This window comes from Flavobacterium saliperosum, assembly GCF_900100625.1.
Lineage (GTDB): Bacteria > Bacteroidota > Bacteroidia > Flavobacteriales > Flavobacteriaceae > Flavobacterium > Flavobacterium saliperosum.
In genome coordinates, this window is sequence record NZ_FMTY01000003.1 from 230820 (window position 1) to 244961 (window position 14142).

The following is a 14142-nucleotide window of genomic DNA, read 5'->3' on the forward strand; positions in this document are numbered from 1 at the left end:
ATATGAAAAAGGTAAGTATTTATATTTTGGCGTTGACCCTTACAATGGGAGCTGCTTTTACAAGTTGTAAATCAGTTAAAAATGCCAACAATACTCAAAAAGGAGCCGTAATAGGTGCTGTGGGAGGTGCTGTTATCGGTGGTGTTTTGGGAAATAATCTTGGTAAAGGAGGAAAAGGGGCTTTGGGTGCCGTTCTTGGAGGTGTAATCGGAGGAACTGCCGGCGCCATAATCGGAAGACAAATGGATAAACAGGCACGTGAAATCAAGGAAGCGTTGCCGGGCGTTGAAGTGGAAAGGGTAGGAGAAGGAATCCGTTTGATTTTGGGTGAAAACTCCGTGAATTTTGATTTTAACAAATCGACATTAACGGCTACAGCCAAACAAAATTTAGACAAATTGGTTCCGGTATTTAAAGAATATCCGGATACTAATATTCAGATTTACGGATATACCGACAGTAAAGGTTCGGATGAATACAATTTGAATTTATCAGAGCAACGTGCTGCGGCTGTTCGAAGTTATATGGCCGGAAAAGGTTTGGTTTCTGCTCGATTCACTACTGTTGGAATGGGAGAGGCCGATCCGATTGCAGATAACGACACTGATGCAGGAAGGGCTAAAAACCGCCGAGTTGAGTTTGCCATTACGGCTAACGAAAAAATGGTGGAGGAAGCGAAAAAAGAATCCGGAAATTAAGTTTTAAGGATTTTCCATAAAATAAAACCCCCCGATGTCTTCGGGGGTTTTTGTTTTATTATTTTCCGCCAAAAGTATAGGTTAGTCCCAGACTTAAGTTGTAAGTGTATGTTGTAGTAGCATTGTCGGCAGCTCTGGAAACACGCGTTCCGTCAAATTTAACGTGCTGCGCCAAATTCATAATCGCTGTGGCATCAATACCTACCGAAAAACCTTCGGCAAAAGTGTATTGCGGATTAAGTCCTATCATCATGTGCGGAATTTCATCAATTCCAGGCCCCCCCCATTCGGGGTAAGATACCGACTTCTGCCAGGCATAGCCACCACCTGCATGTGCTAAAATGCAAAAGTATTCGTTGTAAAAATAACTTCGGTCGTCCAGAATGTTATTCAGGTTTCCAACCGCCTGAACAGAAATCCGCTGATAATCCGTTCCCATTTCATTTGGCGATTTTTGGGTTCTGAATTTATCGGTTCCGTAATCCAATTTAATTCCCCATTTTTCACCAAACATGTAGCGAAATCCGAAATCGATATGCGATAACTCTGTTATGGAAGGAGCATATGCACCTGATAGACCGTAGTTTACATCAATGGAGTAGTTATCATACACACGTTGTCCAAACGAGAAATAGGATAAAAACAAAAAAAAGAATGTCAGTTTTTTGGCTGAAAAATTCATGCAACTAGTAGGTTATAATTTCTGCAATATTAGACATAAACTTTCAAATAGTAACGAATTTGGATTTAAAAAAATGTTATAAAGGATGCATATTAAGATTATTAGCGGTTAAATTTGCAGCTTCTATTTGATAACAATGCTACAGGTTAAAACGATTTCCTTCGGATATACGGATAAAAAGATCATTCATAACTGCAACTTTACGGTTGCTAAAGGGACGAATTTGGCTGTCTTGGGAGAAAGCGGTTGCGGTAAAAGCACACTCCTTAAACTCATTTACGGTTTGTATGATTTGGATCAGGGACAGATTTTTTGGGCAGACACGGAAGTAACCGGACCGAAATTCCATTTGGTTCCCGGAATGCCGTTTATGAAATATCTGGCGCAGGATTTTGATCTGATGCCCTATGTTACCGTAGCCGAAAACGTGGGAAAGTTTCTTTCTAATTTTTATCCCGAACAGAAAAAGCAACGGGTTGAAGAATTGTTGGAAATTGTGGAAATGACAGAATTTGCCAATGTGAAAGCACAGTTCTTGAGCGGAGGACAACAGCAGCGTGTGGCTTTGGCAAGGGTTTTAGCGCTTGAACCGGAAGTTTTGTTACTGGATGAACCTTTCAGTCATATTGATAATTTCAGGAAAAACGCACTGCGAAGAAATTTATTTGCCTATCTGAAATCCAAAGGGATTACGGTAATTATTGCCACCCATGACAGTGTGGATGCGCTTTCTTTTTCCGATGAGACCCTGGTTTTGCGAAAAGGGGAAATCGTGGAGAAAGGTGTTTCGGCAACGATTTATAATAATCCGAGTAACAAGTATGTGGCCTCTCTTTTTGGGGAAGTGAACGAATTATTGCTTTCGCAGCTTGTATTCACGGAAGGCGAAGACGAAACGCTTTTGTTGTATCCGCACCAATTGAAAGTGGTCGAAAACGGTCTTTTAAGAGTAACGGTAAAACAATCCTATTTTAAAGGAAGCCATTATCTGGTGAAAGCGGTGTTTGACCGAAAAGTGATTTTCTTCGAGCATGAAACCGAATTGACTTCCAATTCGGAAGTAACCTTAATGATCAGTTAGTTATGGCAAAAGAGGATTTCCTGTCCAAACAGATAGCGCAGTTGGGATTTGTATTGAAAAGAATGTTTGAAAAACTTATCGGAAGCACATCGGATGCTGATTTTAGTACTGCCGTTTCACAGATTAATGTCGCACTAAAGAAAGAATTGGGTTTTGATTTGGATACCATTGAGGGAATTCCAAAGGACGAACTAGTATCTTTTTTGATTCAAAATCAGTGTTTTACTCCTGAAAATATCGAAATTTTTGCAGATATTCTGGCGCATATCGGTAAATCAGATTTTAATGAAAAAGCCTTGCTGCTTTACGAGTACGTAAATGCAAAAACGGCCACTTTTTCCATGGAAAGGAATCTGAAAATTCAAAACATAAAAAAGAGGCTATTGTAAAAAGAAACCCCGAATACTAACATTCGGGGTTTGATTTATAAATTAGTTTTTCAGATATTTTTCCAGGAACTGATCTTGTTCCCAAAGCAGGTGGAAAATATTTTCCTTAGCGGCATATCCGTGTGATTCTTTCGGTAAAATAACCATTCTTGCCGGCGCTCCCAAACCTTTCAAAGCCTGGAAGTAACGCTCGGTTTGTAGGGTGAACGTCCCCGGATTGTTATCCGCTTCTCCATGAACCAATAGCAAAGGGGTTTTCATTTTTTCCGCATTCATGAACGGTGACATTCCGTTGTAAATGTTCGGAACTTCCCAGTAATTGCGTTGTTCGCTCTGGAAACCGAAAGGCGTTAGGGTTCTGTTGTACGCCCCGCTTCGGGCAATCCCACAGGCAAATAAGTTGGAGTGGCTTAATAAATTTGCCGTCATGAAAGCACCATACGAATGTCCGCCCACAGCTACTTTTTTACGATTAATGTAGCCTAAATTATCCACCGCGTCAATGGCCGCTTCTCCGTTAGCTACCAATTGCGTAATGAACGTGTCGTTGGGTTCTGTTTTTCCTTCTCCGATAATCGGGAACGAAGCGTCATCCAATACCGCATAGCCTTTGGTTACCCAATATACAAACGAACCGTAATTAGGGAAGGTGAATTCGTTCGGGTTCTGATTGGATTGTCCTGCCGAATTCTTGTCTTTAAATTCGGTTGGGTAGGCCCAAATTAGTAACGGAAGTTTTTCTTTTTTCGCTTTGCGGTCGTAATTTGCCGGAAGGTATAATGTTCCCGATAATTCCACGCCGTCCTTACGTTTGTATTTGATGACTTCTTTATACACGTTCTTAATGCTTTCAAATGGGTTTTTGAAGGCGGTTATCGGTGTGATTTTGTCTTTCGATTTGATGTTTCGGAAATAATAATTCGGGAATTCGGTTGGTGATTGGATTTGAACCAGAACCTCTCCTTTTTTATAATCTTCAATCGACAGGATGTCTTCTTTTTTGTTTTTGAAAGCCGATTGGTACAAACGTTTGGCTTTTAAGGTTTTGGTGTTGAACTCATCAATGAAAGGGAATTGCCCTTCTTTGGTGAATCCGTTTCCAATCAGATAGGCATTGTCGTTCTCCATTGCTAGCACCTGTCTGCCATATGCGTTTTTCTTCGTTTCAAAGTTTCCGGGATCGGAATAGATGTCCTGCGAATTTCGGTCAGAAATCACTTTGGGCGCTTCTGATGGATTGGATGGATTGATCAGGTAGGTTTTGGTGTTTCGGGTATCGTACCAGCTGTCATAAACCACAGCAATTTTATCATTACCCCAGGTGATGCCGGCATAGCGTTGCGGCGTTTTTACCAATGAAGTGGGTGCCGAAGCGAAAGGGGCATTCCATAGGAAAACTTCATCTCGGAATTCCACTTTGTTGGCAGGGTCGCCACCGTCTAAAGCCTCCACATAACACAACGTTGCCGGAGTGTCATTTCTCCAACTCATGTTTCTTTTTCCTTTACGGACGGCCATGAAACCTTTGGGCATAATTTCATTCAGCGGCACTTCATTCACCACTTTGATTTCGTTTCCGGATTTCTCATAAACGATTGTTTTTTGCGGGAAACGGCTTAACGGTACGATGTAGGAAAACGGCTTTTGTAATGTCGAAATCATAATGTAATTTCCGTCCGGAGAGAAGGATTCACCCGCATACATGTCGGCTTTTTTGAATAATTCGGCTTTTCCGTTCAAATCGATTTTGTACAATTCGGAGGTTACCAGATTTTCAAAATTGGTTTCATCGGTTTTGTTTTTCAGTAAATCCTGATACGTTCTGTTTTGGGATACTTTTCCTTCGCTGTTGGAAACGATAGGTCCGGCAGGCAAATCCTTTTTGGCATCAATCAAAGCGGAACGGTTTGTTAATAATGTCTTTACCAGAAGATGCTGTCCGTCTCTGAACCAACTGATTGGGTTGCCCATGTTGGCATTCAGATTGTCGGATGATAATTTGGAAGCTTTCGCCGATGCAATATCCAAAACCCAAAGTTCTACGCCCGAAGTGGTAGTGTGGGTGAATGCTATTTTCTTTTCATCGGGTGACCACGATAAGTTGGCAATTTTCGGATTGTTCGGTAAACCCTGAACCTGAAGTTCGTTTTTGTCTTTTATACGACGAACTTTCAGGTTATTGATGTAGGTAACCGTACTGGAAATATTGGTAATCGGATTGATTCGCAACCCGCCCAAACGCATTTCCTCCTGATTCAAATCGTCTAAGTTCTTGTAAGTGTTGCGGTAGCTCAACAGCATCCATTCTTTTTTGGTGTCCATTGTTACCGATGGTGCTCTTTCGTATTCTGCCAATGCCAAAATTTCTTTGGAAGGCTTTTGGTAGGTTAGGTTTTCCTGTGCAAAAAGCGAACTGCTTAAGAATAAGAAGAATACAGATTTATAAAGTAGTTTCATGTAGTAAATGGTTTTTTGAAAAATGAAAGCCTCTAAAATACTATTTTTAAGTAAGAAATGAAGTATGGAATTGTTAAAAATCACCAATTTATCGGATAAGAATTGCTGTAATCGAAAAAAAAAGTGCTAATATTAATTATAATTTCAATTATGCTTAAATTTGTAGCCCGATTTTTAACAAAAAAACAAAGATGATGTATCATTCAAAAATCTCTGGACTAGGCTTTTACGTTCCGGAAAATATTGTTACCAACGACGATTTGTCGAAAAAAATGGATACCAACGATGCATGGATTCAGGAACGGACCGGAATTCAGGAGCGTCGTCATATTATAAGAGGTGAAGACACGACAACTTCTATGGGCGTAAAAGCGGCTGAAATAGCTATCGAACGCTCCGGAGTGGCTAAAGAGGCTATTGATTTTGTGGTTTTTGCCACGCTGAGTCCGGATTACTATTTCCCGGGTCCTGGAGTTTTGGTACAACGCGATTTGGGTTTGAGAACCGTTGGTGCTTTGGACGTCCGTAACCAGTGTTCCGGATTTGTGTATGCGTTATCGGTTGCCGATCAGTTCATTAAAACCGGAATGTATAAAAACATTCTGGTAATCGGTTCGGAAGTACATTCCACCGGTTTGGACATGACCGATCGCGGCCGTGGTGTTTCCGTAATTTTCGGAGATGGTGCCGGTGCAGCCGTTTTAAGCCGAACGGAAGATACCACAAAAGGGATTTTATCCACGCATTTGCATTCGGAAGGCCAACACGCCGAAGAATTGGTGTTGATTGCGCCGGGTATGGGAAAACGCTGGGTAACCGATATTTTATCCGATAACGACCCGGACGATGAAAGTTACTATCCACACATGAACGGACAATTCGTATTCAAAAATGCGGTGGTTCGTTTCAGTGAGGTGATTAATGAAGGGTTAGAGGCGAACAACCTGCAGGTTTCAGATATTGATATGCTGATTCCGCATCAGGCGAATTTGCGTATCTCTCAGTTTATTCAGCAGAAATTCCAATTAACCGACGATCAGGTATATAACAACATCCAAAAATACGGAAACACAACAGCCGCTTCTATTCCGATTGCTTTAACTGAAGCATGGGAAAAAGGAAAAATAAAAGAGGGTGATTTGGTGGTTCTGGCAGCTTTCGGGAGCGGATTTACCTGGGGAAGTGTGATTATCCGCTGGTAAAAAACGGATAAATCAAACTACAATAAAAAACCTCGGAGTTGACCATCTCCGAGGTTTTTTGGTTAAATATAATTGAAAAACTAAAAACTCACATTTAGAACATTCCGCCACTACCTTGCGTTTCGTTGGTATCACGTTGTTTGCGTTGTAATTCTCTGTTCTTTCCACCACCGAACATTAGGTTAAACCCAACATATAAGGTTTGGCTCTCCCAGTAAAAAGCCCCGTGTTGTCTGTACGGAATATCGCCGTCAAAAGCAAAACGCATGGTGTTGAAAATATCATTGGATCGGATCGTAATCGTACCTTTTCCTTTCATCACATTATACGTCATCCCTAAATCGGCTTTGTACATTGGCTTTCTTTCGAACTGAAGACTCAAGTCGCGTCCTCTGTACATTCCGAACAATTGAACACGTAAATTTTTGTTAAGTGTGAACGTATTGTTTAGTCTCGTGTTGAATGTCGTAACATCCACTTCGGCATTTTCAAATTCGTCAGTAGTCGCGTTTTGAACCGTACCGCGTACTGTTTTGAAATAGGCATCAGCACTAGCATTAACCGCCCACCATTTTGTGAATTTAAGGTTGCCTGAGGCTTCTACACCGTAGGCATTATTGTCGTTGAAATTGTCGAAAGAAAGTATTTTTCGGTTTTCATCGTTCGGATCATTAAACACTACTCTTGAAATTTCATCATTGATTCTTCTGTAGAAAACACCTGTGGTAACAGAACCCAATTTGGTGTTTCTGGTGTAATTAATTTCAAATGAATTCGTGAACTGAGGTACTAAATCCGGATTACCTCTTGATTCCATCGTAGGCGTTGTCCACTCTCTGATCGGATTGATTTGTCCAATACTTGGTCTGTCCACTCTTCTGGAATAATTGAAGTTGAAAGAGTTTTTCTCATTTACAGTGTATGTAAGGAAAGCAGACGGATAGGCTGTGAAAATATCATCGGTTACCGTTTGGGATTTGTCGTCAGCCGGATTTGTGGAAAGCGTTTCAAAGTTGGCTTCAATTTTATATGCCTCTACACGTACACCTAATTGTGCGCTCCATTTGTTCCATTGCTTGCCGTAATTGGTGTAGACTGCATGGATATCTCTTTTGAAATCGAAATTATTGGCTGCAAAATACGTCCCGGAAACATTGTCGAAATTACTGTCGGTTTTTTGCAATCTGGTTTCGGCTCCCACTTCGATTTTTGAAGTTTCCGATAACGGATTTACATAATCAAGGTTTAACTGCGTATAATTCGTTTTCGTGTCGATTAAATTGGTTCTGTATGAATCTTCGGTTGGCGTGTATTGCGTATCGATATAATCTGTGTTTTCATTGTTTTTCGTTTTTGAAAAATTCGCCTGAAATTCTAAGTTTTCACCCTTTTTAGCAAAATCGTGTTTAAAAACCATATCATACGTCTGGTTTTTGTTTTCGTTTTCATTGCGGAACAACTGCTGTGTATCTCTGTTGGTTCTTGTGAAATAAGTTGCCGGATCTAAAGGATCAACCGGACCGGGAACATTCGGGTTGTCATCAAGAAAAACCGAAGTATTGTCAAAATAATCAACAGTAGTGCTTCCGAAACCGTCTGAATGGGTAATGTTCTGGTTGGTATACGCAGATATCGTGTTCTTTTCGTTGATATAAAAATCCATTCCGAATTTCAATAAATGCGAGTTGTTAAGATTTCTGAATTTAAACTCCTGGAAGCTTTCACGCGTTGGGTTTTCACTGGTAACATCTCCATGGTTGGCATTGATACCGTGATTGTATCCGTAGTTGGTGTAGAAATTCACTTTTCCGACTTTATAATTCATGTTTAAAGCGGAGTTGGTTTTTGGCGTAATACCAAATGTCACACCCGTATTTAAAGAGCCGTTAAACCCTTGGTTTGCATTTTTGTGAAGAATGATGTTGATGATTCCGCTCATTCCTTCCGGATTGTATTTTGCCGAAGGATTGGTAATCAACTCAATTTGTTTGATGGAAGCCGATGGGATTTGCTGTAACAACTGTGCTGCATCGACATTGGATGGTTTTCCGTCAATCAGCACACGTACATTGCTGTTTCCTCTTAAACTTAATTCTTTGGTTTGCGGATCAACGCTTACTGTTGGAACATTGTTAAGAATGTCTGATGCAGTTGTTCCCGAGGCAACCAAATCTTTGCCGACATTCACCACTTTGCGGTCGATTTTCTGAACAATGTTAGAACGCTCAGCAACGATATTTACGCCTTCCAATTGGGTGGCTTCGGATTCAATCGCAATCGTACCCACGTTTAGTGACTTGTCGGAAGTGCTTAAAACAATGGCTTTTGTATACGTCTTATATCCTATGAACTGAACTTCTAAAGTGTAGCTTTTCAGTTCCAGATTGGGAATGTTGAAATTTCCGTTTTCCTGAGAAATGGCTCCGGTTACTACTTTAGCGCCGTCTTTTATCGAAACCGAGGCATAACCAATGGGTTCTTTGGTGGTTTTATCAACGATTTTACCGGAAACACTGCCCGGATTTCCTGCTGCTGCGGGAGCCTGTGCGAATGTCGAGCTGATAGAACCCAACAAACAAACGATGAATAATTTAAGTTTCATGCTTTTGATTTTTTTCCGATGCGCTCCAAATGGTTCGGCTGCGTTTCGGGTTGATTGATGATTATTTGATTGTATTCTTTTCATTAAAAATATTTTTGGGGCAACTGTTACCATTTCGTAACTCACGAATAATAGACTCATAAAGGGATCAATTGTTACATAATTTCCATAAAAAATTACGCATTAGTAAATTGTATTCGATAAAGTGTTGAATTTCAGCGTTAAAATTTGTGATTTTCTAATTTTCAATTTCTGCAATTAAACGTATCTTTGCACCCTTAAAAAATCAAAGATTATGATACTTCAACAAATTCTTACGGAAAAAATCCAGAAAGCAGTTCAGGATTTATTTGATGTTACACTCGAAAAAGTGGAATTTCAGGCTACCCGTCGGGAATTTGAGGGAGACATAACGGTAGTGATTTTTCCGCTATTGAAACTGGTGAAAAGCAACCCGGTGGAATTGGGGAATAGAATTGGGGATTATTTGGTTCAGAACGTAGCTGAAGTAGACCGTTTTAATGTGGTTTCCGGTTTTTTGAACATCGTGATTTCCGATGCGTATTATCTGAATTTCTTCAACGAAATTAAAAATACCAACAACTTCGGTTTCGTAACTCCAAAAGAGGATGCCAAAGCCATTATGGTTGAGTTTGCTTCACCCAATACCAACAAACCGTTGCATTTAGGACACGTGAGAAACATTCTTTTGGGATCTTCCGTAGCTGAAATCATTAAAGCTTCGGGTAAAAAAGTATACAAAACCCAAATTATCAACGACCGTGGCATCCATATCTGTAAATCGATGTTGGCCTGGCAAAAATTCGGAAACGGAGAAACACCTGAGACATCTGGTTTAAAAGGCGATAAATTGGTTGGGAAATATTATGTAGAATTCGATAAGGCTTATAAAACCGAAATTGCTGCTTTAATGGCGCAAGGCAAATCGGAAGAAGAAGCCAAAAAACAAGCACCCATGATTCTGGAAGCACAGCAAATGCTTTTGGACTGGGAAGCCGGAAAACCTGAAGTGGTAACGCTTTGGAAGACCATGAACCAATGGGTATACGATGGTTTCGCAGTTACTTATAACGGTTTGGGTGTAGATTTCGATTCGTATTATTACGAAAGCAACACCTATTTGTTAGGAAAAGAAGTGGTGCAGTTCGGATTGGAAAAAGGCATTTTCGAAAAAGATCCAGACGGTTCGGTTTGGATTGATTTAACCGAGGATGGTTTAGACCGAAAAATAGTATTGCGTTCGGACGGTACAGCCGTTTACATGACGCAGGATATCGGAACCGCGATTCAGCGTGTGAAAGACAATCCGGATGTGGGCGGAATGGTCTATACCGTAGGAAACGAACAGGATTACCACTTTAAAGTATTGTTCCTGATTCTGAAAAAATTAGGTTTCGACTGGGCCGAAGATTTATATCATTTATCGTACGGAATGGTGGAATTGCCTTCCGGAAAAATGAAATCCCGTGAAGGAACCGTGGTAGATGCCGATGATCTAATTGAAGAAATGGTGGTAACCGCACGAGAAATATCGGAAGAATTAGGAAAACTGGAAGGCTATTCCGAAGAGGAAAAAGCGAAGTTATACACTACCATCGGAATGGGGGCGTTGAAATATTACATGCTGAAAGTGGATCCGAGAAAAGGAATGATGTTCAATCCGGAAGAATCGGTTGATTTTGCCGGAAACACGGGGCCTTTTATTCAGTATACCTATGCGCGAATCCAATCGATTTTAAGAAAAGCCGATTTCGATTTGAGCAAAGACGTTGTGGTGGAAATCCACGAAAAGGAAAAAGAATTATTGAAACAAATTGAGGCATTCCCGGTTGTCATTCAGGATGCGGCCAAAAACCACAGTCCGGCTCTGATAGCCAATTATACCTACGATTTGGTCAAAGAATACAACTCGTTTTATCAGTCGGTTTCCATTTTAGGCGAAGAAGACGAAATGAAGAAAATCTTCCGCGTGCAATTGTCTAAAAAAGTAGGCGAAGTAATTAAATCGGCATTTGGTTTGCTAGGAATCACGGTGCCGGAGAGAATGTAAATAAAAAGTAGTTAGTTGAGAGTAATTAGTAGTTAGTAAAAATAGAAAGAGGGAATACCTAACTCCTAACGACTAATCCCTAACACCTGAATATAAAATGAATCAAAATAAATCATACTTTGTTCCATCGCTCACAATTTTTGCAGTTTCCATAGCGGCATTTTTGGTGTTCAAATCGTTCTTGCCGAAGAAATTGTTTTCCGAAAGTACGGTTAACGCTAAAAATGTGGTGATCGACAGTCTGCTTTTGGAGGCAATCGAAGAAGAAAATACTGCCGAAGAAGGCGATACCCTTTCCAATCAGCCTATTTCTTTTGCAGCGGTTGACGGTATCACGTTTCCTGATGAGACTTTTAGCGATTACAGGGGTTTTCAGCATTTAGTGCAATTTTATGAAAAACTGTATCAGTTGGAAACCACGCAGCAAGGCAATGTACGTATCGCGTATTTTGGCGATTCGATGACCGACGGCGACATGATTGTGCAGGATTTCAGAACGAATTTCCAGAACGAATTTGGCGGCCAGGGCGTAGGTTTCGTGAACATCACTTCCGAATCCGCAGCGTCGCGTAATTCCATCAAACACGAATTTTCACCAAACTGGAAAACACAATCCTATCTGAACGTAAAAAATCCGAGAAAACCTTTCGGCGTAAACGGACATGTGTTTTTCGCGAATGATACCGCAAACGTGGAGTGGGTAAAATACAAAGCAAGTAAAATTAAAAACCTTACGGAACTCTACAATCCGACGCTTTTCTACGGAAAATCATCCAATAAGAGTGGTAAAATTGCGTTGAAAGTTGGCAACGATACGATTTACAAAAAATTGTCGCCCAACAAATTGGTGAATACACTAGTAATCGGAAACACCACCAAAAACCTGAAAGTCGATTTCATAAAAGCGGATTCGATTCCGGTTTACGGATTGAATTTCGATGACGGAAAAGGTGTTCACGTGGATAACTTCTCGAATCGAGGGAATTCCGGTTTGCCGATTTCAACCTTCAATACCGAAGTAATGCGTCAGTTTCAGGAGAAATTAGGCTACGATTTAATCGTTTTGCATTACGGAACCAATGTGTTGAATTACGGTTCTTTAAATTACACCTGGTACGAAAAGCGCATGAAAAAAGTGGTGAATCATTTGAAAGAATGCTTTCCCGGTGTAGCCATTTTGATTATTTCCACGGCAGACAAATCCACGAAATACGATTTGGAAATGAAAACCGATTCGGCAGTGGTTCCATTATCGACAGCACAGAAAAAATACGCGATTCAGTCGCAAGCCGGTTTCGTGAATTTATACACCTTAATGGGAGGGGACGGTTCGATGGTGAAATGGGTGGAAGAAACGCCGGCTTCGGCCAATAAGGATTATACCCATTTTAATTATCGCGGGGCCAAACGGATTTCGTCGTTAGTGTACGATCAGATTTACGGTGGGTATCAGCAATTCAAAAAACTGCGTGCCAACAGAAAACCAGTAAAGCCAGCTGTTAAGAGAGACAGTGTAACCGTTAAAACAGACAGTGTTCATGTGGAATAAATTGCTCCTATTGTTTTCCGGATTGCTCTTTTCCGTAACGCTGTCCGCCCAAGTGATTGATTCTACCACGGTGGAAGTCGATACGCTGGGAATGGAAGCGAAGCTGAGTTACGGAGAAAATGCGATTTCCAATACCAAAGCGATAGATCGTTTTTTTGAAAAATTGTACGTCCTTGAAACGGCTAAAACCGGAAAAGTGCGTGTGGTTCATATTGGAGATTCCCACATTCAGGCCGATTTGTTTACGGGTGTTATCCGAAAAAAGCTTCAGGATACATTCGGAAACGGCGGGTTGGGATTTTCCTTTCCGCACAATTTGGCAAAAACCAACGGCAGTCACTACATCCGTTATTCTTCCAACGAATCGTGGAATAATCACCGGTTGACTAAAGAAAAAAACGGCAGTCCGATTGGTTTAAGCGGCATTTCATTGACGACCCGGGCGAAAGATTTTGCATTGGAAATCAACGTAAAAGACAACGCCTACCAATTCAATACGCTAAAAATCGTCACTCCGGAAAATACTCCGATGTTCGATGTGGCCACGAGTTCCAAAACCATTGTGCTGGAATCGAAAGTGCCGAAGAAAATCGTACATAAAATCAAAAATGGGGAAGCGATTTCCATCATCGCCGACAAATACAATATTTCCGTAGCCGAATTGAAACGTGCCAACGGTTTGAAATCGGATAAGATCCGTGCCGGAAAAACGCTGAAGATCCCAACGAATGAAATGCAGAAACGAAGCCTTAAACGTTCGGAATTTATTCCGCTTTCGCTGAATGAGGAAGCTCAAGCGCACTCGTTTTATTCGGAAACCCTTATGGATAAAATCTACCTGATTCCGAATAAAAAAGCCACTGCTTTCGCTTTGAACGGATTGGTTTTTGAAAGAAACGAACCCGGAATCACGTACAGTGCCATTGGTGTAAATGGTGCCAAAGCGTCTGACTATAACAAATATCCGTTGTTTTTCGAACAGGTTGCCGCATTAGAAGCAGATTTGATAATCGTCTCCCTGGGAACAAATGAAACGTTTGATAAAATGCCGGTTCAGGATTATATGAACGTGCTTAATGCATTTATTGCCACTATCAAAACCAAGAATCCGAATGCGGAAGTTTTGGTGTTGTCGACGCCGCCTTCCTTGTTGTACCGTCGTTCCCTGAATCGTTTTGCCGATGAGTATGCACGTGCCATCAATACGCAGGCGACCACGGTGAATCACGCTGCTTATGATTTGTTTGCGATTATGGGCGGGATGTATGGTGTGAACCGAAATTACCGTCAGGGTTTGATGTCGGGGGACAAAGTGCATTATTCCAAAGCCGGTTACGAAAAACAAGGTGCCCTTTTCAGTGAAGCGTTGCTGAACGCCTACGAGAATTTTAAAGTAAATAAGAAAAATTAA

10 protein-coding genes are annotated in these 14142 nt (G+C 41.0%); 7 read left to right on the plus strand and 3 right to left on the minus strand.

The window, feature by feature from the left end; genetic code table 11:
• Window positions 1–2 precede the first annotated feature (2 nt).
• Complete coding sequence (locus BLQ05_RS07365; RefSeq protein WP_023577180.1) at window positions 3–698, plus strand: YiaD family glycine zipper/OmpA-like lipoprotein; 696 nt, start codon at window positions 3–5, stop codon at window positions 696–698.
• Window positions 699–756: 58 nt separating this feature from the next.
• Here BLQ05_RS07365 and BLQ05_RS07370 read toward each other — a convergent pair whose 3' ends face one another.
• Window positions 757–1380, minus strand: a complete 624-nt coding sequence (locus tag BLQ05_RS07370; RefSeq protein ID WP_023577179.1) for a hypothetical protein — start codon at window positions 1378–1380, stop codon at window positions 757–759.
• A 136-nt stretch (window positions 1381–1516) separates the two neighbouring features.
• Here BLQ05_RS07370 and BLQ05_RS07375 point away from each other — a divergent pair, with 136 nt between their 5' ends.
• Both BLQ05_RS07375 and BLQ05_RS07380 read left to right on the plus strand, forming a co-directional pair.
• Window positions 1517–2461, plus strand: coding sequence for an ABC transporter ATP-binding protein (locus tag BLQ05_RS07375; protein ID WP_023577178.1), 945 nt, complete (start codon window positions 1517–1519; stop codon window positions 2459–2461).
• Window positions 2462–2463: 2 nt separating this feature from the next.
• Window positions 2464–2850: a hypothetical protein gene (locus BLQ05_RS07380; protein WP_023577177.1), complete on the plus strand. Its 387-nt coding sequence runs from the start codon at window positions 2464–2466 to the stop codon at window positions 2848–2850.
• Window positions 2851–2892: 42 nt separating this feature from the next.
• Here BLQ05_RS07380 and BLQ05_RS07385 read toward each other — a convergent pair whose 3' ends face one another.
• Window positions 2893–5307, minus strand: a complete 2415-nt coding sequence (locus BLQ05_RS07385; protein WP_035654801.1) for a S9 family peptidase — start codon at window positions 5305–5307, stop codon at window positions 2893–2895.
• A gap of 194 nt (window positions 5308–5501) precedes the next feature.
• Here BLQ05_RS07385 and BLQ05_RS07390 point away from each other — a divergent pair, with 194 nt between their 5' ends.
• Window positions 5502–6509 (plus strand): 3-oxoacyl-ACP synthase III family protein, encoded by a 1008-nt coding sequence (locus BLQ05_RS07390; RefSeq protein ID WP_035654800.1) that lies wholly within the window; start codon window positions 5502–5504, stop codon window positions 6507–6509.
• A gap of 94 nt (window positions 6510–6603) precedes the next feature.
• Here the strand turns inward: BLQ05_RS07390 and BLQ05_RS07395 are convergent, their stop codons facing one another.
• Entirely contained in the window at window positions 6604–9111 is a 2508-nt protein-coding gene (locus BLQ05_RS07395) for a TonB-dependent receptor (RefSeq protein WP_035654798.1), read from the minus strand.
• A gap of 295 nt (window positions 9112–9406) precedes the next feature.
• Here BLQ05_RS07395 and argS point away from each other — a divergent pair, with 295 nt between their 5' ends.
• From argS to BLQ05_RS07410, 3 genes are all read left to right on the plus strand, one after another.
• On the plus strand, window positions 9407–11182 hold the full coding sequence (gene argS, locus BLQ05_RS07400; protein WP_023577173.1) for an arginine--tRNA ligase: 1776 nt from the start codon (window positions 9407–9409) through the stop codon (window positions 11180–11182).
• Window positions 11183–11279: 97 nt separating this feature from the next.
• On the plus strand, window positions 11280–12731 hold the full coding sequence (locus BLQ05_RS07405; RefSeq protein WP_023577172.1) for an SGNH/GDSL hydrolase family protein: 1452 nt from the start codon (window positions 11280–11282) through the stop codon (window positions 12729–12731).
• Window positions 12721–14142, plus strand: a complete 1422-nt coding sequence (locus BLQ05_RS07410; protein WP_035654759.1) for a GDSL-type esterase/lipase family protein — start codon at window positions 12721–12723, stop codon at window positions 14140–14142. The genes BLQ05_RS07405 and BLQ05_RS07410 overlap by 11 nt, the downstream gene beginning before the upstream one ends.

Coding starts and splice junctions, on each gene's coding strand:
- BLQ05_RS07365 (WP_023577180.1), top strand. CDS start 3: ATGAAAAAGGTAAGTATTTATATTTTGGCGTTGACCCTTACAATGGGA.
- BLQ05_RS07385 (WP_035654801.1), bottom strand. CDS start 5,307: ATGAAACTACTTTATAAATCTGTATTCTTCTTATTCTTAAGCAGTTCG.
- BLQ05_RS07390 (WP_035654800.1), top strand. CDS start 5,502: ATGTATCATTCAAAAATCTCTGGACTAGGCTTTTACGTTCCGGAAAAT.
- BLQ05_RS07410 (WP_035654759.1), top strand. CDS start 12,721: ATGTGGAATAAATTGCTCCTATTGTTTTCCGGATTGCTCTTTTCCGTA.
- argS (WP_023577173.1), top strand. CDS start 9,407: ATGATACTTCAACAAATTCTTACGGAAAAAATCCAGAAAGCAGTTCAG.
- BLQ05_RS07380 (WP_023577177.1), top strand. CDS start 2,464: ATGGCAAAAGAGGATTTCCTGTCCAAACAGATAGCGCAGTTGGGATTT.
- BLQ05_RS07370 (WP_023577179.1), bottom strand. CDS start 1,380: ATGAATTTTTCAGCCAAAAAACTGACATTCTTTTTTTTGTTTTTATCC.
- BLQ05_RS07405 (WP_023577172.1), top strand. CDS start 11,280: ATGAATCAAAATAAATCATACTTTGTTCCATCGCTCACAATTTTTGCA.
- BLQ05_RS07375 (WP_023577178.1), top strand. CDS start 1,517: ATGCTACAGGTTAAAACGATTTCCTTCGGATATACGGATAAAAAGATC.
- BLQ05_RS07395 (WP_035654798.1), bottom strand. CDS start 9,111: ATGAAACTTAAATTATTCATCGTTTGTTTGTTGGGTTCTATCAGCTCG.